This is a genomic window from Winogradskyella sp. R77965 (assembly GCF_044594915.1).
In the GTDB taxonomy this organism is placed as follows: Bacteria; Bacteroidota; Bacteroidia; order Flavobacteriales; family Flavobacteriaceae; genus Winogradskyella.
In genome coordinates this window covers 2,785,448-2,804,595 of sequence record NZ_CP138990.1, presented here as the reverse complement: position 1 = coordinate 2,804,595, position 19,148 = coordinate 2,785,448, and the positions used below count along the sequence as shown (strand labels likewise).

Sequence of the window (19,148 nt, the reverse complement as noted above, 5' to 3'; positions counted from 1 at the left end):
GTTTTAAAATGAAAACTATAAAATATATATTTCTTTCTGCCGTCCTATTAGGATTTACTGCCTGTAGTGATGATGAGTATGATTATACTCCAGAGCCAGAGCCGTTACCAGAATTAACTTTAGGTTCTGCTAATTTAACAAACTATGTTGCAATTGGTGCATCTTTCTCTGCTGGCTATTCTGATGGTGCATTATTTACTGCTACTCAACAAAATTCATTTCCAAAAATACTTTCAGAACAATTTGGTTCGACAAGTTTTTCACAGCCATTAATGAATGATAATACAGGCGGATTACTTGTAGGTGGGACTCCAGTAGCTGCGTATCGTTTAATATTTAATGGAGCAGGACCACAACGCTTAAATGAATTTTTTGCTGATTTAGGAGCTCCTGCGCCTCCAATAACAACAGATGCAGTAAATAATCTAGGAGGAACTTTTAACAATATGGGCGTACCTGGTGCAAAAAGCTTCCACATACCATTAAACGGATATGCAGGATTAAATCCATATTATGGAAGAATGGCATCCTCAGCTGGTGCCTCTATATTAGAGGATGCTGTAGCTCAGAATCCAACATTTTTTACACTTTCTGAAATTGGAGGAAATGATGTATTGTCATATGCCACATCTGGAGGTATAGGAGTTGATCAGACAGGAAATTTCGACCCTTCGACATATGGAGGAAATGATATTACAGATCCTAATGTATTCGCTGCATCTTTTAGTGCTCAAGTTGACGCATTAACAGCAAATGGAGCACAAGGTGTACTTGCAAACGTACCATATATAACTAGTTTGCCATTCTTTACGACTGTTCCTAACAACGCCTTGGTTGTTGACGCCGGAACGGCAGCTAATCTTACAGGTTTCTTTCAAGCAGTAGCCGGAATATTTACTGGTGGACTCATTCAACAAGGTGTACCTCCTGCACAAGCGCAAGCTTTAGCTGCGCAATATGCCATTACATTTAACGAAGGTCCAAATAGATTTCTAATTGATGTACCTGTAACTCCAACAAATCCATTAGGTTTTAGACAAATGACCGAAGATGAATTATTATTATTAACTATCAATCAAACTGCATTAGCGCAAGGTTATGGATCTGTAGTTTTAACGCCAGATGTGCTTCAGGTTTTAGGTCTTTTGCAAGCAGGTGGCACTCCGACACCAGAACAAGCTGGTCTTGTCTTAGGAGCTGTTAGTGGTATTGATGATGCTGATGCATTAGACAGTTCGGAATTATTAAGTATTAAAAATGCTACAGATGCTTACAATACTACTATCGCTGGAATTGCAGATGCTAAAGGCTTAGGAATTGTTGATTTTAGATCAGTATTAGAACAAGCATCAACCACTGGTATTTCTGATGGTGACTTTACTTTAACTACTAGTTTAGTTACTGGAGGTCTAGTAAGTTTAGACGGTATTCATTTAACCTCAAGAGGTTATGCTATGATGGCTAACAAGTTTTTAGAAGCTATCGATGCGACTTATGGCTCTAATTTTATAGCAGCAGGTGTTAAAGCCAATACAGGTGATTACCCTACCAACTACTCGCCAACGCTTCAATAAACATACTTTTAATGTTATAACAAAAACACGCTCTTTATGAGCGTGTTTTTTTATTCAAAAAAGCGTGCTATTTTTTAAATAAAACTATATCTTTGCAGCGCGAAAAACTGATGGTTTTTCGTATTCAAATTATTGCAAAACAAAAACATATAAGTAATGTCAAAAGTTACAGGTAAAGTTGCACAAATCGTAGGTCCAGTTATCGATGTAGAATTCGCTGCTGGTTCAGAACTTCCAAAGATTTATGATTCGTTAGAAATTAACAACCAAGATGGTTCTAAATTAGTATTAGAGGTACAATCTCACATTGGTGAAGATACTGTGCGTACTATAGCAATGGACTCTTCTGATGGTTTAAGCAGAGGAACAGAAGTTCACGCAACTGGTGCTCCAATCCAAATGCCAATTGGTGAAGATGTTTACGGACGTCTTTTTAATGTAATTGGTGATGCTATTGATGGATTAGGTGATTTACCTAAAGCTGGTGAGGCAGGTTTACCGATTCACAGACAAGCTCCTAAGTTCGAAGATTTATCAACGTCTACTGAAGTTTTATTTACTGGTATTAAAGTAATCGATTTAATTGAGCCTTATGCCAAAGGTGGTAAAATTGGTTTATTTGGTGGTGCTGGTGTTGGTAAAACAGTATTGATTCAAGAGTTGATTAATAATATTGCAAAAGGTCACGGTGGACTTTCAGTATTTGCAGGTGTTGGTGAAAGAACACGTGAAGGAAACGATTTACTTCGTGAAATGTTAGAGTCAGGAATTATCAAGTATGGTGATGACTTTATGCATTCTATGGAAGAAGGTGGATGGGATCTTAAAAAAGTAGACAAGTCTGCAATGAAAGATTCTAAAGCAACGTTCGTATTCGGACAAATGAATGAGCCTCCTGGAGCTCGTGCTCGTGTGGCATTATCTGGTTTAACAATTGCTGAGTATTTCCGAGATGGAGCTGGTGATGGACAAGGAAAAGATGTATTATTCTTCGTAGATAATATCTTCCGTTTTACACAAGCTGGTTCTGAGGTGTCTGCATTATTAGGTCGTATGCCTTCTGCGGTAGGTTACCAACCGACTTTAGCAACAGAAATGGGTGCGATGCAAGAACGTATTACATCAACTAAAAAGGGTTCTATTACATCTGTACAAGCAGTTTATGTACCTGCGGATGATTTAACGGATCCGGCACCAGCAACAACGTTTGCTCACTTAGATGCAACAACAGTACTGTCTCGTAAGATTGCTGAGCTTGGTATCTATCCTGCGGTAGATCCGTTAGATTCTACATCAAGAATTCTTACTGCTGATATTTTAGGTGATGAGCATTATGATTGTGCACAACGTGTAAAAGAGTTATTACAACGCTATAAAGAATTACAAGATATTATTGCCATCTTAGGTATGGAAGAATTATCTGAAGAAGATAAAATGGCTGTAGGTAGAGCAAGACGTGTACAACGTTTCCTATCTCAACCTTTCCACGTAGCTGAGCAGTTTACTGGTATACCAGGTGTATTAGTAGATATTAAAGAAACTATTAAAGGGTTTAACATGATTATGGATGGTGAATTAGATCACTTACCAGAGGCTGCATTTAACCTTAAAGGTTCTATTGAAGAAGCTGTTGAAGCTGGAGAAAAAATGTTGGCTGAGGCATAGCCGAAGCTAATGCTGAACTCGTTTCAGTATCTCTAAAATATTGAAACTAGAACAAACATTAAAAAGACCCTGAACTAAATTCAGGGTAGTAAAACAAGTTTTACTATGTATTTAGAAATTGTATCACCTGAAGCAACACTATTTAGTGGAGAAGTAGATTCTGTTACTGTACCTGGTGTTAATGGTGAGTTTGAGATGTTAAAAGATCACGCACCAATTGTATCTATTCTTAAAGAAGGGCAAATAAAAGTTGCAGGTTCTGTTACACTCGAAGAAGAAGTTGAAGACAAGTTTACCAAGTCTGATAATGGCGTTTGGTTAGCTATCAATTCTGGTACTATCGAAATGAAAGATAATAAGCTCATCATTTTAGCTGATTGAACTCTTTCAATTATAATATAAAAAACGCGAAGCAGATGATGCTTCGCGTTTTTTGTGTTTAAAAATCAAATCTATAATTCATTTTAAAAGCAATTCCCCAATCCGTCCTTGTTATATCTTGATTATAATTATCGGATATTACTAAGTATATATAGGATAACGGCTTGTATTCCCATTGTAAACGACTATTAATATTAAAATTATCCGCCTGTGTATTGTATTGTACATACGTAGTCCAGTTTAAACGATTATTAAAAAAGATTTCCCCTGTAAATCGTGTAAGATGAAAAGTTTCTTTTCCTAACTCGTTTAAATCGATAGCATTAATATCATAAGATAATTCTAAATTGGCAAATGGTAATAATTGATAGTTTAAATAAACACTTCCTGCAGTACGTCTTCCGCTATAATAATTTCCTTTTTGCACATTAACCTGATATCTAAATTTTTGATTATTAGCCGAATTATAGCCTACTTTCAAAAGTCCATAATTATACTTATTCGGTTGAAGTGGGTTTCCATTACCTAGAGGATCAAAGCCATATTTTAGATCTACAAAGTCATGAGTATAAACATAATATACAGCCGATAAATCTTTGAAGAATAGCGCTGAATTTAAAAAATGTGATGATTGGTTCAGTTTTCCATTTTCATCAAAATAAGTATTATTACTATAGTTTAATATCCTAAAAGAATTCAAAGCTTTAGAATTTTCGTAAAATTTTTCATGTTCAACTCTAGCTGTGGTCTGCGTATAACCTTCTCGCACAACCACATCGTTTATTGCATCGTAATTACTTAATCTGGGTGTAAATCCTAAATCTGTAATATAGTTTTTTCCAATGCTTTTAATCGCCACATTCCATTCTAACCCTCTTTTATTATACCAAATTCCTGCATGATAAAAACTATTCTTTTCTGAAATATCATTATTAAAACTCTTTCCAAAGTTGGCTAAACCAAGCCATTTGTTATTATTAGACTTATAATTAAGATTCAACCCTGTGACGCGATTATAATCATTAATGAATTCAAACCGATCTGTTTCTTGCCTATTAATTAAATATGCCGTTGCTGTCATATTGTTTGATAATTGTTGTTCGCCAACATAAACGCCATAATTTTGCGAAGCAATATCTCCCTCTTTAGCAGATTGTACATTTAAAACACCAATTCTAGTTTTTTGAGAAATATTTCCAGATAATTTTAACCCGAATTGTATATCACTATTGGCTCCAATACGTCTAGAATAGAATGGATTGACTCCATCTACACCTAAATTAGCAAACAAATCTGCATTTTCTAAAAAGAAGTTTCTTCGCTCAGGAAAAAACACAGAAAACCTTGTTAAGTTAGTGACTTGTTGGTCTACATCAATTTGTGAAAAATCTGGATTTATAGTAGCATCTAGTTTTAAAGATGATGTAACATTATACTGCACATCTAAACTCGGTGTAAAAGTGGTTTCGTCTGTATCTTCAACGACATTGTTAGTATAGTTTGTAGTAATCGAAGGTGTAACGGCAAATTTTGAACTTGATATACTCGGTAAGTTTTCTACCGAGAACTTTTCAGTAAATCGTAAATCGAATAACCTATAATTACGCTTTACATTTTTAAGTATGGTCCAAGCGTTCTTTTTAATATCTCTTACATAAAATTGCACCCCAAAAACAGCATTTTCTTTATTAAAGTTTAAAAACTTGAGTGGTATAGCAACTTCATATATTTTATCCTTACCACTTATATTTGTTTTTGCATTCCAGACAGCATTCCAGCTAGTAGAAAAATCGTAACCTTCACTAATTCTTTCTACCAAACCATCTATAAGTGCACCATAAGCATTTACAGAAAAATAGTAAGCATTTTGTTCTTGATTCTGAGTATCTAATACCATCGCAAAACCATCACTTAAACCGATTGGTACATCTCTTTTTAAAGAGCCTACCTGAGACTTATTTTCAGTATCGTGATATACTAAACTAACATAAAGATATTCTCCATTATGAAATAGTTTTACTTCGGTTTGTTGTTCTGCAAGACCTTCATCATTTGGGGCATAATTATAGAAGCCTGTATATTCTGGTAATTGTTCCCAAACTGATTCGTCTAATTTTCCGTCTACTTCAATTTCATATTCTTTATAAAGTATGGTAGATGATTGCGAATAAGAATATCCAATAGCTAAAAGCAATAGTAAAACAGTGTGATTTATAGTTTTCATATAAAGAAATGAGTGGAAAGTTTCGCTCAAAAATACAGTTGATACGAAACTGAATTTAAAAAAGTAGACTAATCCTTTATTTTAGCAAATAGAAAGGGGTTTTAATAAGGATATGGATTTAGTCTATAAAAACACTCTAGTTAGTCGTCTGTAAGGTATGCTTTAGTCGATTTTTCTATTTCTCATCTAGTATAATTGTATTTTTGTTTTTTGTCATGAATTCCTCTCGAAATACATATCATTTTTCTAAAGCTACATTTTTTAAGCATATTATTTTTTGGATCTGTGTGTTCCTATATTTTATGTTCACTTCTGATCTAACTTATTTTGAAGCAGGATATATTCAATTATTTCATTCTACGTGTAAAATTTTAATACCGCAAATCATCACTGCTTATGTTTGTTTGTATGTATTAGTTCCAAAATTTTTAAATACTAAAAAGACAGTTTTATTTATAATATGGTTAGCTATTTTATTAACTACAATGTTCGCTTTATACATTGTTATGCACATGTATTTATACGAACCTAAATATTATGAGTTCTATAGTGAAGTTGCTAAAAAATATGCTGAAGAATCCTATTGGGAACGAATTACAAATTTCTCCCTCTTTTCTGGTAAAGCTATAAAGTTTCTTACACCTACAGCATTATTACTAATGGCTCGTTTTTATAAAAATCAACAGAAGTATCTCAAACTTAATGAGCAAAAGAAAACAGCAGAACTTACTGCATTAAAGCATCAATTAAATCCTCATTTTTTATTCAACACTTTGAATAATTTATATGCATTGGCACTTAAAAAATCTGACCAAACTCCAGAAGTCATAGAAAAGTTATCAGACATGCTAGATTATATGTTATATCGTACAAACGAAACTTTTGTATCGCTTCAAAAAGAAATAGAATTAATTGAAAATTATCTTTCTTTAGAAAAAGTGAGGTACGGAAAACGTGTGAAAATATCTTTTGAAAACACTATTAAAGAAGACGTGAAAATTGCACCGCTCTTATTACTTACTTTTATCGAAAATGCCTTTAAGCACGGCGTAAGTCAGGAATTAAAAAAAGCTTATATCACTATAGTCATTACTGTAGAAAACAATCAAATTCTTTTTTCAATAGAAAATTCTAAATCTAAAACACCTATTGAAAAAGGGAATGAAGAATGTATTGGTTTAAAAAACGTAAAAAAGCAATTGGAGCTATTATATTCAGGTAATTATAATTTAGAGGTTATTGATAAGACAGACTCTTATAAAGTTATTCTAAAATTATTGGCTAAATGAAAGTATACAAATGTTTAATCATTGATGACGAAGAGCTCGCAAGAGAACTCATTGAGACACATCTAGCACAACTCGATGGTTTTGAACTAATCGCTTCTTGTACAAGTGCTATTGAAGCCAGTACTATATTACAACAACAGACAATAGATTTACTATTTTTAGATATAGAAATGCCTGTTTTAAAAGGTATTGAATTTTTTAAAAATTTAATTCAAAAGCCTAAAGTGATTTTTACTACGGCTTATCGTGATTATGCTTTAGATGGATTTGAATTAAATGCAGTAGATTACTTATTAAAACCGATAACGTTTGGTCGTTTTTTTAAAGCCATCGAAAAGTTTTTAAATTCAGAAAATGAAACGATAGAAGTTACTTTAAAAGATAAGAATGTAATAGATAAAGATTTTATATATATAAGAAAAGATCGGAAACAAATAAAAATTAAATTTGAAGACATCCTTTATGTAGAAAGCCTAAAAGACTATATAAAAATCTGTTTGTTAGATAAAAATTATATCACAAAGTATAGTATCTTCTGGCTTTCATAAACAATTAGATAACCGTTTTATTCGCGTACATCGCTCTTACATTGTGAATCAAAATAAAGTATCTGCATATACTAAACACGATATTGAAATAAATGCCATAGAAATTCCTATTGGAGACAATTACAAACAAGAAGTACTAGCTGTATTAGCAGGTTGAATTTATTGTTTTAACCGATTAATTTTTTTCAATTCACTAGAAAAGACTTGAAGCAGTGCTTCGTGTTTTTTATTGCATTTGTTTTACGGCTTCCAATTCTACCTTTAATTCTTGAAACATCATCATTATACTACTTAATTTCAATTCCTTTTCATCATATTCTTGGGTATTAATACAACAGGTGAATTCCCAAAGCTCTAAAATAGTTTCTTTAGAAACTAAATAAGGTTGATACGATTTGTTATCAGAACTTAATAATAAATCAGTTCCACTATCATCCGTTGTATAAACACGTTTATACACCAATCCATCATCTTTGGTTAAGACGACATACGTTCTACCACTCTTAATATCACCAATATCCTCTAAGAATTTTGCCACTACAAAAGCACCATCTTTAACAGGTAACATAGAATCACCTTTTATAGGAAACGCCCTGTGTGTACCTGTTGGTAAAAATGGGAGTTTTATTTTCTGAAGCTGTTCAATATATTCTGGGTCATCGTAGCCAGATAAATAACCTGCAGATGCTTTTGCTGGTATAATTTCAATTAAATCTTCATTGTCTTCATTTACCGTTACAGGAAACAACACGCGCTTATTTCCTACTTCTATAAACGAAGTATCTTTTGCTTTACGCAAATCTTTACGCACCAAAATATCTATAGGAATATCAAAGTAATTTGACAAATCGATAAGTCGTTCTATTGGTGGTTCACTTCTCCCCTCTTCATAAGAACCAACTACAGAACGTGTCCATTTAAGGTCATCCGCAAAGCGTTCTTGAGATAGTTTCTTTAAAGACCTGAGGTGCTTTATATTAGCTTGTATGGGTTTCAATCTAATTAATTTTAACAATAATTACTACAAATGTAAGCAATAAAAACTACATATAGTAGCTAATTTTGTTAACCTATGTATTTAAACTGTCATACATATTATAGTCTACGCTACGGCACCATAAAACCTGAGCAATTGCTTGCTATTGCTTCAGAAAATGGTGTGCAAACTTTAGCACTTACAGATATTAATACCACCTCAGCATGTTTAGATATTGTTCGTCTATCGAAAAAATATAAAGTAAAACCGGTTCTTGGTGTCGATTTTAGAAACAAGGCGCAACAAGAATTTATTTTAATTGCAAAAAACAATCAAGGTTTTCAAAATATAAATGAATATCTGTCTCTATTTCTTCATAATCATGATTTAAAAATTCCTGAACGTCCCGAAAAAGTTTTAGACGATTGTTTCGTGATTTATCCGTTTCAAAAGGGAAAGAATTTCAAATTACAATCCAATGAGTTTTTAGGTATTTCGCCAAAAGACCTTAACCATTTAAAATTTTCAAAATGGAATCAATTTCGAGAGAAATTAGTAGTACTAAAAACGGTGTCTTTTCAAAACAAAAAAGGGTTTAACACACATCGTTTACTACGTGCTATTGATAATAATACGTTATTAAGCAAGCTTCCGAAGTCTGAAGAAGGTAATGAAAACGACGTAATGTTGCCCTATAATGAATTGTGCGAAACGTATGCTGAATTCCCAAAACTCATCAATAATACTGAGCAACTGTTAAACAATTGTTCCATAGATTTCAATTTTGAAACTAACGAGCCAAAAAATCAAAAATGTTTAACTGAAAATGAAATTTCGGATTACGAGTTATTGGAAAAACTGACCTACGATGGTATTCCTTATCGCTACGGAAATAATATTGAACAGAAGGTTTTTAAACGTATTGAAAAAGAGCTCGATATCATAAAGAAAAAAGGCTTTGTCTCCTATTTTTTAATCAATTGGAAAATTTTGGAATACGCACGTAGCAAAGATTACTATTACGTTGGTCGTGGAAGTGGAGCCAACAGCATTATCGCGTATTTATTACGAATTACAGATGTAGATCCTATTGAACTCGATTTGTATTTTGAACGTTTCATCAACCTATTTCGGCAAAATCCACCAGATTTTGATATTGATTTTTCATGGAAAGATAGAGATGACATTACACGATTTATATTCGATAATTTTGAGAATACTGCACTTATCACAGTGTACAATACTTTTAAATTTAAAGCTTCGGTTCGCGAATTAGGTAAAGTGTTTGGTCTTCCAAAATCTGAAATGGATATGCTTACCAGAGGAAAATACAATGTAAATCAACTTGATGAATTATCTCAACTCGTCATTAAATACGCAACCTACATCCAAGGATTCCCCAATTATTTAGGGATTCATGCAGGAGGCATTTTAATTTCAGAAAAGCCAATTCATTATTACTGTGCCACATTTATGCCACCAAAAGGTTTTGCTACCACACAATTTGATATGGTTGCTGCAGAAGATATTGGACTTTATAAATTTGATATTTTAAGTCAGCGTGGTTTAGGAAAAATAAAGGATGCTGTAGAAATCATCGACCAAAACTATACAGAACAACCACCAATTGACATTCATGATATTAAAGGATTTAAGCAAGACAAGCGCATAAAAAATTTACTGAGAAACGCCAAAGCCATTGGCTGCTTTTACGTTGAGTCTCCTGCTATGCGAATGCTATTAAGAAAACTTCAGGTCGATGATTATTTGGGTTTAGTTGCGGCAAGTTCCATTATTAGACCTGGTGTTGCAAATAGTGGTATGATGCGACAATATATTTTGCGTCATCGTCATCCTGAAAAACGAAAAGAAGCGCATCCTGTATTACAAAGCATTATGCCAGAAACCTACGGAGTTATGGTATATCAAGAAGATGTGATTAAAGTAGCGCATATTTTTGGAGGTCTGGATTTGGGCGAATCAGATATGTTGCGTCGTGGCATGTCTGGGAAATTCCGTTCAAGAGAAGAATTTTTAAAAGTAAAACAAAAGTTTTTTGACAACTGTGCCAAACGAGAAGAAGTTTACAAAGTAGTTGCAGATGTTTGGAGGCAGATTGAAAGTTTTGCAGGTTATGCCTTTGCAAAAGGGCATTCTGCTTCTTATGCTGTAGAGAGTTACCAAAGTCTATTTTTAAAAGCCTACTATCCATTGGAATATATGACAGCCACTATCAATAATTTTGGTGGTTTTTACAGTACCGAACTCTATGTCCACGAAGCTAGAATGCACAATGGCAACATTGAAGCTCCATGCATTAATCAATCATCTGTCGAAGCGATTATTAAAAGTAAAACCATCTATTTAGGCTTTATGTTTTTGCAGTCTTTAGAGTCTAAAGTCATTAATCGTATTCTGAATGAACGTGTTAAAAATGGTACGTTTCAATCATTGGATGATTTTATAGAACGTGTCCCAATTTCTATTGAGCAGATATCTATTTTAATTAAAATAAATGCCTTTCGGTTTACAGGAGTTAACAAACGTGAATTGCTTTGGGAAGCGCATTTAAAAATCAGTAAAACCATAATTCAAGAACATGTTATTAATTTATTTAGAACTGAAAAAATTAATTACAATACGCCCGAATTACCAAGTACAGCTTTAGAAACTGCTTTTGATGAAATGGAATTATTAGGTTTTCCGTTGTGCAATCCATTTTTGCTATTAACAACAAAATCAACAGGAAATTTACGTGCTAGACATCTTGAAAAATTAGAAGGCAAACTCATTATTATTGAAGGCTATTTAATTACTACAAAAAATACAAAAACAGCAAAAGGAAAAGCAATGCATTTTGGCACCTTTCTAGATCGTGATGGTGATTTTATAGATACCGTTCATTTCCCTCCTATTGCTTCAAAATATCCATTTAGAGGCAAAGGGATTTACAAAATAATAGGTAAGGTCATGGTAGAATTTAATTGTGTCAATATTGAAGTTTCAGAATTAGAACGTTTAGCAATAATTGAAGACCCAAGGTATTCGGTAAAATCATTAAATCCAACATTTCAGAATAAGAAGAGTTTTGAAGACCATAAAATCGCACAAGGGTAAAAAAATAAAATGAATAACAACCGCTCAATAGTACACATGGATTTAGACACATTTTTTGTGTCTTGCGAAAGACATTTGGATAGCCGACTTAATGGTAAACCTATACTCATTGGTGGCACTAGTGATAGAGGCGTTGTGGCCTCTTGTAGTTATGAAGCCAGAAAATTTGGAATACACTCTGCCATGCCAATGCGAATGGCAAAGCAACTATGTCCTGAAGCTATTATACTCAGAGGAAATTCTGGAGTTTACACCAAATTCTCAAATGATGTCACTGATGTTATAAAAGAAAGTGTTCCACTTTATGAAAAAACATCTATTGATGAATTTTATATTGATCTCACAGGAATGGATAAATTTTTCGGCTGCCATAAATTAGCATCAGAATTGCGTCAACGCATTATTAAAGAAACAGGGTTACCTATTTCGTTTGGTTTATCACTTAATAAAACCGTTTCAAAAATCGCAACCGGAGAAGCTAAACCTAATAATGAAATACGGGTTTTATCTGGTGAAGAAAAACCATTTTTAGCTCCGCTTTCGGTTAAAAAAATTCCTATGGTTGGTAATGTCACTTATAAATCGCTCTGTGATTTAGGCGTTAAGCGTATAAAAACAGTACAAGAAATGCCTATGGAATTAATGCATAAAGTTCTAGGTAAAAACGGACTTGTGATTTGGAAAAAAGCAAATGGTATAGATAACTCCCCCGTAATACAATATCACGAACGCAAATCCATTTCTACTGAGCGCACTTTTGGGCAAGACACTACAGATGTTGCCAAGCTTAAAGGTTTAGTGATTGCCATGGCGGAAAATTTAGCCTTTCAATTACGTCGTGGTCATAAGCTTACGGCTTGTGTAACATTTAAAATTCGGTATTCCGATTTTCAGACGTATACACAACAACAACGGATTCCTTATAGTGCCATGGACCATACTATTATTCCTGTGGTACTGGGTTTATTTAAAAAGCTGTATCATCGACGGCTTTTGGTTCGATTAATTGGAGTACGTTTTAGTCATTTAGTAGAAGGAGGGCATCAAGTTAATTTATTTGAGGATAACGAAATGCACCTCAACCTAGCACAAGCTATGGACAAAATGCGCGAACGTTATGGAGATAGAGCCGTAATGAGTGCTGCTGGTATGGAAGCACGAACTATTAGTCGTTGGAATCCTTTTAATGGTGAACCTCCTCCTTTGTTGGCTAATCGGCATCGATAATTAGTCTTCAACATACTCTAAAATATCACTTGGTTGACAATCTAAAGCTTTGCAAATAGCTTCTAAAGTAGAAAAGCGTACAGCCTTAGCTTTACCAGATTTTAGGATAGATAAATTTGCTGTGGTTATACCAATAATTTCAGCGAGTTCTTTACTTTTCATTTCTCGCTTTACCAACATAACATCTAAATTTACTTTAATAGACATAGTTTAGATAGTTAATTCGTTTTCTTGTTGCATTTTACTACCTTCTTTTAAAAGTGCACTAAGAATGATGAGTGATAGTCCTATTAAAAACAACGTGAAATCAAAATCTAAATGAGGATTCATAACTATATTGACATATCTTAAGTCATTATTTAAAGGTTCTATACCAACATACTGTACTTCTTTACCAAGAATAGAATTAGATATTGAAGAAATAGAAACTTTTAAGATCATTGTTATTCCTAAAATTTGTATTAACCAATATAGTTTTTGCGAAAATTTAATATTCACCATTAACCTCTTAAATATGTTCTTAAGAAAAAAGAAAATAGCTATTAACAGAACAAAATTCGCATAAGTTTTAAATACAATAATACCTTTATTAATTGCTGTCTTAGGTTTTACGTGAATATAGCCATCACCTTTATAAGTATCAGAGGTAAGTTCAAAATCACTTTTCATTCTATAATTGTTGATACCTAAAATACTTTTAAAGTTTAAGGAATCCTTTGGCGATATTGGATTTTCATATTCTAGAACCTTATAGAATATTCTCTTTCCTTTATCATCAACTTTCTCCTTATAACCATCATAAGAAATATCATTAAACATTGGGTTTTTCGCTTTAATATTAAGTTCAACAGGTATCTCGTATCCAAATGAGCTATGAGATTTAGGAGAGAAAGGACCCATTTTGCCATCATCAGTAAAAACTTCTGTAGCTATTGTAAATCCAAAAACTACAATTAATAAATAAAACATTGTAGAACATATTATATACAATATGTTAGCAAGGGCAGAACCTGTTTTCATAATTATATTGTTAAATCATTTTCTTCTTCCACTTGTTTTCCTTTTTCAAAAATTTCAGCTAAAATGTAAAAAGCCAATCCTGCAGGAATTAAAAATGTGAATTCGCCTTTGAGTTCATTAAAAAACTTATAAGTAGAGCCATTAATTGCGGTTAATAAAAATCTAAGTATTAAAACACCTACAGTGTAACTGATGAAAATATTTCCAATCTTCTTGAAGTAGGTAATATTCTTATTGCTAAAATAGTTTCCGGCATCTACCTCTTTTAATATGGATAAGAAATAACTAAAGCCATAAATAAGGTAGCCTCGCCAAAAGAAAATACCTGCACTTATAGCATAATAACTCCATTCAATGGCATTTTTTGACGTAAACCAAGATTCACTTTTATCTGCAGTCTTTGCCCAATTTGTAAATTTTTCAAATTGGTTAAAATCAAACTCACGTAGATCGTTTAGAAGGACTGAAACTGCTCCCAATAAAATACCGTAAGTTACGTAGGTTAATAGTTTTGTATTGTCTTTCATGATTAAATTGTTAAATCGTTTTCGTCTTTTATAGCCTTAGTGTCTCTAAGAACTGTACTCATTAGCATTAAAAACAAACCCATGACAATTATTAATAAATAGACCAATGTTTTTTCACTTAAACCAAGTAAAACTTTCCGTTTAAAAAACATGTTGCTCATCTCATCAATAAACCATAGCGATACTGAAGAGAGAACCATAAGTTTTCCCGAATTGAACATTCCACTTATAAGTTCGGTATTATAAAAATCATTTTTTAATAGCAATTTTGTCGCCTTTCTTAATCTCCAAAGCGCAGCAACAAAAACAGCATAAACCACAAGCTTTAAAAAGGTAAACCTATAAAGCATTGCTTCAGTTTTATAAATTAATGCATCTTCTTCTAAACCAATAAAATCTTGTTTTACACCAAAGAGAATCATTGTTAAAACGAAAACCCCTAAACCAATAGCAATTAGTAGAAGAAAAATAAAAACGTTTAGTACTAAATAAAGTGTTCTTGCAGAGTTCATAATTATTGTTTAACGATAACAAATATAAATAAATTATTGTTAAACAATAATTTTTAGTCGTAAATAGATAATTTTATAAACTAGATTCCTAAGATTTTGATAACTCATTATGTCTTAACTATCTTTGAAATATGCAAGAGACATTCGTTACCATAGCCAGATTTCCGTATTCAACAGAAGCACAGATTGTAAAAGGAAGATTAGAAGCTGATGGCATAGAAGTCTTTCTAAGAGATAATCTAACCATAGATACAGATCCATTAGTAAGCCAAGCTATTGGTGGAGTAAAATTAAAGGTGCTTGCTAAAGATGAGGAAAAAGCAAGAGCTATTTTTCAGTCTATAAAAACGTATGCCTTAGATAATGAAGGCAATCCTATAGTTTGTCCTAATTGTAAAGGTCAGCATATTGAGATGTATACAACCATTACTGGTTTTAAATCTCTAGTGTCATTCCTTATTGGTTTGATTTCAGGAACACTACCATTTAGCACACGCTATCAATACAAATGTGAAGATTGTAAAACTGAATTTCCTATTAAAAATTTATAACCTTATCATAAGCCTTTTTCAACTTTACAACTACCGTTTCTATTTCTTCAACGTTTAAATGTCCGAAACCAAAACGAATAGCACAAGTACTTTTATCTTGGTAAAGAATCGTTTTGGGAAGAAATAAATTTATTTTTTCGGCTTCTTCAGCCAGTTTTACTAATGAAATAGAGGTGATAAACTGCAACCAGATAGCCAAACCTCCTAAAGGCTTTTCATAAGTTAAAACACTTCCGAAATAATACTCTAAATGCTTACATAAGCTATCACGCCGTATTTTGTACGTCACTATATTCTTCTTAAGTAATCTATAAATTTCACCTTCAGAAATTAGCTCAGAAAGCATTTGTTCTTGAATTAAATCTCCTTGTTCATCGAGCAAGGTCAAATAATTATTGGCTTCAGAAATTAAATTTTCTGGTGCTACTACAAAACCGATTTGAAAACTAGGGAATAGTGATTGGCCCATTTTACCCAAATAAATTACCATACCGTTGGCATCTGCACTTGCCATAGGTAGCATAGCAGAACCTTCAAACTGAAAATCGTAATCATAATCATCTTCAATTATAGCAAATCCATAAGATTTTGCTAATCGTAAAAGTTGTATTCGCCTTTCTGCACTTAAGGTATTTGTTGTTGGATAATGCCTGTGTGCACAAACATAAACACATCTAATACTATTCTTAATAAAATGCTTTTTTATATAATCAACATCTAAACCTTCATCATCAACAGGTATCGTTTTTATAGTAGCACCAGCTTCTTGAAAAATAGTATTTGAAGCGTAGTGACTCAACTCTCCTACCAAAACAACATCATCTTGTTTAATTAATAGTTGTGACACAATATAAAGACTCATTTCTGTGCTTCGCGTACCAAGTATATTATTTGGATTTATATGGAAACCACGTGTGGCGTTTAGATAATTACAAAGTTGGCTTTTAAAATTTGAAGTTGTTGAAGCCGCAGTTCTATTCCAATTATGCACCAACGGCTTTCGCTTCATTGCTGCTGTATACCATCTAGAAAACTGATGAACTGAATGCAAACGTAAATCTGGCTTACCATCATTCATAATATATTTTGCAGATGTTTTTTGTGCAGTTGAAGCCAAATGAAATGAATTTTGAAATGGAAAACCAGCTTCTTTAGGATAAGTGTAGGCTTGACTCATAGGCTTACCAGTGGCTTTTATCTTTGCTGTAGTCTGCTCTGGCAGCAAAACAAAAGTACCTTTATTAGCAATAATATCTACCCAACCTTGTGATGCTAACTCGTCGTATATAGCTACAGCAGTATTTCTATGAATATTTAATAAGTTACTTAAAGTTCTAGTACCTGGTAATTTATTACCTTTTAATATATAACCACGTTGAATAGCATTTATAATTTGCTGAGCCACTTGTATGTATAAAGGTTGGACTAACGATTTATCAAATGTTATGAGCTGTTTTAATATATCACTAACCGGACTATTCATTGTTTTAAAAGTGGACTATTACAATCGTCCGGAAAGTTACGATTTTTGTAACTTCATATTTAATTATAAAATGAGAAAATTATACTACCTCTTTACTTCTATTTTAGCTCTTGGTTTTCAACTAAATGCCCAAGATATCCCACAACAAAAGTTAGATTCTGTAATATTAACTGGAGCAAGAATTGACCTTCCCTTCAAAGAAAACTCAAGAACTATAAATATTATCACTGCTGCAGATATAAAAAATAGTGCCGCTGTTAATGTTGCGGATTTACTACAACAAGTTGCTGGTGTAGATATTAGACGTCGTGGTACTGGAGGTAGCCAAGCAGATTTATATATTAGAGGTGGTGGATTTGACCAGACACTTTTACTTATTGACGGCATAAAAATGGACGATGCACAAACAGGACATCATACCATGAATGCCGCTTTACCAATAGAAGTCATAGAACGTATTGAGATTATTAAAGGACCAGCTGCGAGAGTATTTGGGCAAAACGCCTTTACTGGTGCCATAAATATTGTAACTAAAAAGAGTTTAAATAATTCTGTTTCTGCCAATTTTGAAACAGGATCTTTTGGGCAACTCAACGGAAATGTTACTGCCGGAACTGAACTTGAGAACTCATCTCATATTGTTCATGTCGGCAGAGTAACGTCGGAAGGTTATAGAAATAATTCGGATTATGATAATTCTAATTACTTTTTAAAAAGTGTATTCAATAAGAATAAGCAACCGATTGAAATGATCGCAACCTTTTTTGAACGAAAGTTTGGTGCAGAGAATTTCTACACTACCAATCCTGATTGGAATGAGTACGAAGAAACACAAAATAGTCTCATTGCTTTTACAACCACACTTAGAAAAAATAAACTAAAAATTCAACCAAGAGTATACTGGAAGCGTAATCAGGATATGTTTTTACTAAAACGCTTTGAGCCTAATTTCTTTAGAAATTTTCATATTTCAGATAAAATAGGAGCTGAAGCTAACGCATCATATACTTCAGAATTAGGTATTACTGGTTTTGGAATTGACGTCTCTAAAATCTATTTAAGAAGTAATAACTTAGGAAATAGAAATCGTTTTATGACTAACGTATTTTTAGAGCATCGTTTTTCATTATTAGACAATAAATTAGATATTACTCCTGGAGTTGCAGTTACATATTTTTCAGATTTTAAATTTCATGCCTTTCCTGGTTTAGATGTTGGTTTCGATATTACATCAAACTTAAAAGCTTACGGAAATATAGGTTACACATACAGAATTCCGACATACACAGATTTATATTACAGTGATCCTCGTACTAGTGGAAATCCAGATTTAGAACCCGAAGAAGCATTTGCTCAAGAATTGGGGTTAAAATATATTACACCAAAATTCAGAAGCGAGTATCGCTATTTTTAATAGAGATGCTAAAAACTTAATCGACTATATAAGACCAAATACAACTGAAACTATATTTACAGCAACAAATATTACAGAGGTAAATACCAAAGGTTTAGAATTTGATGCAGCTTACAATTTTAAAATCAACAATTTTACACAAACCTTAGCTTTTGGTTATGCCAACTTAGATGATAATATTTTAGAACAAAACGAAGAATTATCACGTTATTCATTAAACACTTTAAAGCATCAATATACGACGAGGTTAAGTACACAGTTATTTAAAAATATGCGTCAAAATATTGTTTACAAATATGCCGAACGTACCACAGGGCAAACCTATAATGTCTGGGATGCTTCTCTTGTTTATAGGTTAAAACAAATGGAACTTACCATAACGGCTAGCAATATTTTTGATGCCGATTATATTGAATCTGGTTTTACACCAATGCCACCTAGTAATGTGTTGTTTGGGTTGCGTTATAGTTTCAAGTAAACTTATTACTTTAGATTCATAGATAAAACACCCCTAAAGTCCCCTCAAGGGGACAACCCTTCTGTTTAAATGAGTGGATTGTCCCCTTGAGGAGACTTTAGGGGTGTAACTCAAAAAATATTTTTTAAAATTTCTGTAACAAAATTCTTTCAATTGCTACTG

At 32.8% G+C, this 19,148-nt stretch carries 16 protein-coding genes and 1 pseudogene; 10 read left to right on the top strand and 7 right to left on the bottom strand.

Features of this window, described 5'->3' with window-relative positions; translation table 11 throughout:
* The first annotated feature begins 8 nt into the window (after positions 1-8).
* The 3 genes from SJY34_RS12565 to SJY34_RS12555 all read left to right on the top strand — a co-directional run bounded on the left by SJY34_RS12565 (position 9) and on the right by SJY34_RS12555 (position 3,620).
* Positions 9-1,574: a G-D-S-L family lipolytic protein gene (locus tag SJY34_RS12565; RefSeq protein ID WP_400076148.1), complete on the top strand. Its 1,566-nt coding sequence runs from the start codon at positions 9-11 to the stop codon at positions 1,572-1,574.
* Positions 1,575-1,730: 156 nt separating this feature from the next.
* Positions 1,731-3,239 (top strand): F0F1 ATP synthase subunit beta, encoded by a 1,509-nt coding sequence (gene atpD / locus SJY34_RS12560; protein WP_008270236.1) that lies wholly within the window; start codon positions 1,731-1,733, stop codon positions 3,237-3,239.
* Between the two features lie 105 nt (positions 3,240-3,344).
* Entirely contained in the window at positions 3,345-3,620 is a 276-nt protein-coding gene (locus SJY34_RS12555; RefSeq protein WP_400076146.1) for a F0F1 ATP synthase subunit epsilon, read from the top strand.
* Between the two features lie 58 nt (positions 3,621-3,678).
* Here the strand turns inward: SJY34_RS12555 and SJY34_RS12550 are convergent, their stop codons facing one another.
* Entirely contained in the window at positions 3,679-5,844 is a 2,166-nt protein-coding gene (locus SJY34_RS12550; RefSeq protein WP_400076144.1) for a DUF5916 domain-containing protein, read from the bottom strand.
* Between the two features lie 512 nt (positions 5,845-6,356).
* Between SJY34_RS12550 and SJY34_RS12545 the strand changes: the two genes are divergently transcribed.
* The 3 genes from SJY34_RS12545 to SJY34_RS12535 are packed head-to-tail and all read left to right on the top strand — an operon-like array spanning position 6,357 to position 7,838.
* Positions 6,357-7,133: a sensor histidine kinase gene (locus SJY34_RS12545; protein WP_400076142.1), complete on the top strand. Its 777-nt coding sequence runs from the start codon at positions 6,357-6,359 to the stop codon at positions 7,131-7,133.
* Positions 7,130-7,681: a LytR/AlgR family response regulator transcription factor gene (locus tag SJY34_RS12540; protein WP_400076140.1), complete on the top strand. Its 552-nt coding sequence runs from the start codon at positions 7,130-7,132 to the stop codon at positions 7,679-7,681. Before SJY34_RS12545 ends, SJY34_RS12540 begins: the two co-directional genes overlap by 4 nt.
* A 43-nt stretch (positions 7,682-7,724) precedes the next feature.
* Positions 7,725-7,838: a hypothetical protein gene (locus tag SJY34_RS12535; protein ID WP_400076138.1), complete on the top strand. Its 114-nt coding sequence runs from the start codon at positions 7,725-7,727 to the stop codon at positions 7,836-7,838.
* A 69-nt stretch (positions 7,839-7,907) separates the two neighbouring features.
* Here SJY34_RS12535 and SJY34_RS12530 read toward each other — a convergent pair whose 3' ends face one another.
* Positions 7,908-8,678: an XRE family transcriptional regulator gene (locus tag SJY34_RS12530; RefSeq protein ID WP_400076136.1), complete on the bottom strand. Its 771-nt coding sequence runs from the start codon at positions 8,676-8,678 to the stop codon at positions 7,908-7,910.
* Positions 8,679-8,753: 75 nt separating this feature from the next.
* On the opposite strand from SJY34_RS12530, the gene SJY34_RS12525 reads away from it, so the two are divergent.
* The gene (locus SJY34_RS12525; protein ID WP_400076135.1) at positions 8,754-11,774 is read left to right on the top strand and encodes a DNA polymerase III subunit alpha; all 3,021 of its coding nucleotides are present in this window, start codon (positions 8,754-8,756) and stop codon (positions 11,772-11,774) included.
* 9 nt (positions 11,775-11,783) lie between these two features.
* A complete protein-coding gene (dinB, locus tag SJY34_RS12520; protein ID WP_400076134.1) occupies positions 11,784-13,001 on the top strand; it encodes a DNA polymerase IV in 1,218 nt (405 codons plus the stop codon).
* Here dinB and SJY34_RS12515 read toward each other — a convergent pair whose 3' ends face one another.
* From SJY34_RS12515 to SJY34_RS12500, 4 genes are read right to left on the bottom strand one after another with little or no spacing between them, the layout of a single operon-like run.
* Complete coding sequence (locus SJY34_RS12515; protein WP_400076132.1) at positions 13,002-13,208, bottom strand: helix-turn-helix domain-containing protein; 207 nt, start codon at positions 13,206-13,208, stop codon at positions 13,002-13,004.
* A gap of 3 nt (positions 13,209-13,211) precedes the next feature.
* Positions 13,212-14,021: a DUF2975 domain-containing protein gene (locus tag SJY34_RS12510; protein ID WP_400076130.1), complete on the bottom strand. Its 810-nt coding sequence runs from the start codon at positions 14,019-14,021 to the stop codon at positions 13,212-13,214.
* A gap of 2 nt (positions 14,022-14,023) precedes the next feature.
* The gene (locus SJY34_RS12505; protein WP_400076128.1) at positions 14,024-14,548 is read right to left on the bottom strand and encodes a DUF2975 domain-containing protein; all 525 of its coding nucleotides are present in this window, start codon (positions 14,546-14,548) and stop codon (positions 14,024-14,026) included.
* 2 nt (positions 14,549-14,550) lie between these two features.
* Positions 14,551-15,060, bottom strand: a complete 510-nt coding sequence (locus SJY34_RS12500) for a DUF2975 domain-containing protein (protein ID WP_400076126.1) — start codon at positions 15,058-15,060, stop codon at positions 14,551-14,553.
* 131 nt (positions 15,061-15,191) lie between these two features.
* Here SJY34_RS12500 and SJY34_RS12495 point away from each other — a divergent pair, with 131 nt between their 5' ends.
* Positions 15,192-15,611 carry a DUF2007 domain-containing protein gene (locus SJY34_RS12495; RefSeq protein WP_400076124.1) on the top strand — a complete coding sequence of 140 codons (420 nt, stop codon included), beginning with the start codon at positions 15,192-15,194 and terminating at the stop codon, positions 15,609-15,611.
* Here SJY34_RS12495 and SJY34_RS12490 read toward each other — a convergent pair.
* Positions 15,598-17,094, bottom strand: coding sequence for a PLP-dependent aminotransferase family protein (locus SJY34_RS12490; protein ID WP_400076123.1), 1,497 nt, complete (start codon positions 17,092-17,094; stop codon positions 15,598-15,600). The two genes, SJY34_RS12495 and SJY34_RS12490, sit on opposite strands and share 14 nt — an antisense overlap.
* Positions 17,095-17,164: 70 nt before the next feature.
* Between SJY34_RS12490 and SJY34_RS12485 the strand changes: the two are divergent.
* Positions 17,165-18,986: pseudogene (locus tag SJY34_RS12485) on the top strand (TonB-dependent receptor plug domain-containing protein).
* The last annotated feature ends 162 nt before the right edge of the window (positions 18,987-19,148 follow it).

What these genes read in the sequence shown, in the direction of transcription:
- SJY34_RS12565 (WP_400076148.1), top strand. Translation starts at nt 9, where the DNA reads ATGAAAACTATAAAATATATATTTCTTTCTGCCGTCCTATTAGGATTT.
- SJY34_RS12545 (WP_400076142.1), top strand. Translation starts at nt 6,357, where the DNA reads ATGTATTTATACGAACCTAAATATTATGAGTTCTATAGTGAAGTTGCT.
- SJY34_RS12555 (WP_400076146.1), top strand. Translation starts at nt 3,345, where the DNA reads ATGTATTTAGAAATTGTATCACCTGAAGCAACACTATTTAGTGGAGAA.
- dinB (WP_400076134.1), top strand. Translation starts at nt 11,784, where the DNA reads ATGAATAACAACCGCTCAATAGTACACATGGATTTAGACACATTTTTT.
- SJY34_RS12495 (WP_400076124.1), top strand. Translation starts at nt 15,192, where the DNA reads ATGCAAGAGACATTCGTTACCATAGCCAGATTTCCGTATTCAACAGAA.
- SJY34_RS12515 (WP_400076132.1), bottom strand. Translation starts at nt 13,208, where the DNA reads ATGTCTATTAAAGTAAATTTAGATGTTATGTTGGTAAAGCGAGAAATG.
- SJY34_RS12510 (WP_400076130.1), bottom strand. Translation starts at nt 14,021, where the DNA reads ATGAAAACAGGTTCTGCCCTTGCTAACATATTGTATATAATATGTTCT.
- SJY34_RS12500 (WP_400076126.1), bottom strand. Translation starts at nt 15,060, where the DNA reads ATGAACTCTGCAAGAACACTTTATTTAGTACTAAACGTTTTTATTTTT.
- SJY34_RS12550 (WP_400076144.1), bottom strand. Translation starts at nt 5,844, where the DNA reads ATGAAAACTATAAATCACACTGTTTTACTATTGCTTTTAGCTATTGGA.
- SJY34_RS12525 (WP_400076135.1), top strand. Translation starts at nt 8,754, where the DNA reads ATGTATTTAAACTGTCATACATATTATAGTCTACGCTACGGCACCATA.
- SJY34_RS12540 (WP_400076140.1), top strand. Translation starts at nt 7,130, where the DNA reads ATGAAAGTATACAAATGTTTAATCATTGATGACGAAGAGCTCGCAAGA.
- SJY34_RS12490 (WP_400076123.1), bottom strand. Translation starts at nt 17,094, where the DNA reads ATGAATAGTCCGGTTAGTGATATATTAAAACAGCTCATAACATTTGAT.
- atpD (WP_008270236.1), top strand. Translation starts at nt 1,731, where the DNA reads ATGTCAAAAGTTACAGGTAAAGTTGCACAAATCGTAGGTCCAGTTATC.
- SJY34_RS12505 (WP_400076128.1), bottom strand. Translation starts at nt 14,548, where the DNA reads ATGAAAGACAATACAAAACTATTAACCTACGTAACTTACGGTATTTTA.